Genomic DNA, 2,165 nt, shown 5'->3' on the forward strand with positions numbered 1-2,165 from the left:
CCATAGCCGGTCACAGTGCCCCGCAGCATCACCACAGCCCGTGTGTCACATGTCCCTGGACATCTCGTGTCTCATATGTCCCCGGACTGAACACGTAGCCTGCTACGAGTTTCCGTTCACATGCGGCGCAGCCGCTCTAACGCCACACGTAGCGGACCTGCGGTCGCCCGGCTTTACCGTATTCGGTGTGCCGGGTGACCAGGCCGTCGTCGGCCAGACGCTCGAGGTATCGCCATGCCGTCACTCGGGACACTCCGACGACCTTGGCGGCCTCGGATGCGTTGAGTCCGTCGGCCGATTCCTTGACGGAGGCGGTGATGCCGTCCATCGTCTGCGGGGCAATGCCTTTGGGGGTGGAGACGCGTTCGTCCGCCGTGCGCAGATGCGCCATTGCACGGTCGATGTCTCGCTGACTGGACGCGTTCTCGCCGGCCGGTAACGCATCGTGAAATTCACGGTAGCGCTCGAGCTTGTCGCGAAACGCAGCGAACGTGAACGGCTTGAGCAGATACAGCACGATGCCGTGCGCCACGGCCGAACGCACCACCGACAGATCCCGCTCGGAGGTGATCGCGATGACGTCGGGGCTCGGGCGCAGGCCGCCGAGGGCCGCAGCCACGTCGATGCCACTCGCGTCGGGCAGCCCGATGTCGAGCAACACCAGATCGACGGACTCGGTGCTGGCGAATCTCATGGCAGCAGCACCGGTGTGTGCGACTCCGGCAACCTCGAAGCCCGGGGTGCGCTCGACGTACGTCTTGTGAGCCTCGGCGATCAGCGGTTCGTCGTCGACGATCAGTACCTTGATCACGACGGAGATCCAGGAATGGTGGCGATCATGACCGATCCGTACGTCACTTCCGACATCAGAGTGCCGCGATGACGATTGATCACCTGGGTCACGAGCGCAAGGCCCAGTCCGCGAGATCCCGATTTGGTCGAGTAGCCACGCCGCAGAGCAGCTTTCAGCGTTTCGGGCGGCATTCCGGGACCGCTGTCGGCGACCCTGACGACAAGTTCGCCGTCGGCGTCACGGACGGTCACTTCGACCCACGGCTGGTCGGATTCTTTCGAGGCATCGATGGCATTGTCTATCAGATTGCCTACCAGCGTGACCAATTCGCGAGCCGTCAATACCCCTTCGTCCTCCATCGCCGTGTCGTCGGTGATGGTGAGCTCCACGCCCTGCTCGGCGGCCTGACTGACCTTGCCCAGCAGCAGTGCCGCGAGCGCAGGCTCGCCGACGGCATTCATCAGCCGGTCGATAAGGGATTGCGACAGCTCCAGATCGGCCGTCGCGAACTCCACGGCTTCCTCGGGTCGACCCAGCTCGACCATGGTGATCACCGTGTGCAGCCGGTTCGCCGACTCGTGAGCCTGCGAACGCAGCGACTCGGCGAAACTACGCACCGAGTCGAGTTCGCCCATCAGTGAACGTAATTCGGTCTGATCGCGAATCGTCAGCACATTGCCCAGACGTCGACCCTCCCACATCACCGGATCCTGATTGACGACGAGAACGCGATCCTTCGTCAGATGCAGTTCACCGCGCACGATGCCGGTGTCCATCTGCTGCATCGACTCCGGCAACGACGCGAGCGAGACCGGGCCCTCTGGTAGGTCGAGGAGGCGTCGAGCCTCGTCGTTGACCAACTCGGCCTCGTCTCCGCGGCCGAATACCAACAGCCCTTCACCGATGGAGTGCAGGACGGCGTCGTGATGCTCGTACATGGTGCGCAGCTCCGCCGGTGCCATGCCCAGTGTCTGACGCCGGAGCCGGCGGCTGAGCAATGTCGATCCCACCGCGGCGACGACGAAGGCGGCGAGCACGACCCCGATGATGAGAGGTAGCCCCTGAAAGAACTGGTCGCTGATCTTCTGGCGAGTGACTCCGGCGGACACGAGACCGACGATCTCGCCGTCGGTATCGGTGACGGGTGTGACCGCTCTGATCGACGGGCCGAGAGAGCCCACGTACGTCTCGGTGAACGTCTCGCCCTGCAGCGCACGGTCGATATTGCCGCTGAACGGTTTACCGATCAGGTCGACGGTGGTGTGCGTGAAGCGGGTGCGATCGGGAGCCATGACGACGATGAAGTCGACGCCCGTCACCTGCCTGATCTTCTCCGTCTCCGGTTGCAGACGCGAGGTCGGATCGTCGGACT

General features: G+C 63.7%; 2 protein-coding genes. Both read right to left on the reverse strand.

All coding sequences use genetic code 11. From position 1 onward, the window contains the following. Window positions 1-136: 136 nt before the first annotated feature. Window positions 137-811: a response regulator gene (locus ACQR3T_RS28065; protein ID WP_032376361.1), complete on the reverse strand. Its 675-nt coding sequence runs from the start codon at window positions 809-811 to the stop codon at window positions 137-139. Beyond that, window positions 808-2,165: ATP-binding protein (locus tag ACQR3T_RS28070; protein WP_428695740.1), on the reverse strand; the 1,358-nt coding region annotated here is incomplete at its 5' end. The genes ACQR3T_RS28070 and ACQR3T_RS28065, both read right to left, overlap by 4 nt.

The organism is Rhodococcus sp. IEGM1428 (genome assembly GCF_050321865.1).
In the GTDB taxonomy this organism is placed as follows: domain Bacteria; phylum Actinomycetota; class Actinomycetes; order Mycobacteriales; family Mycobacteriaceae; genus Rhodococcoides.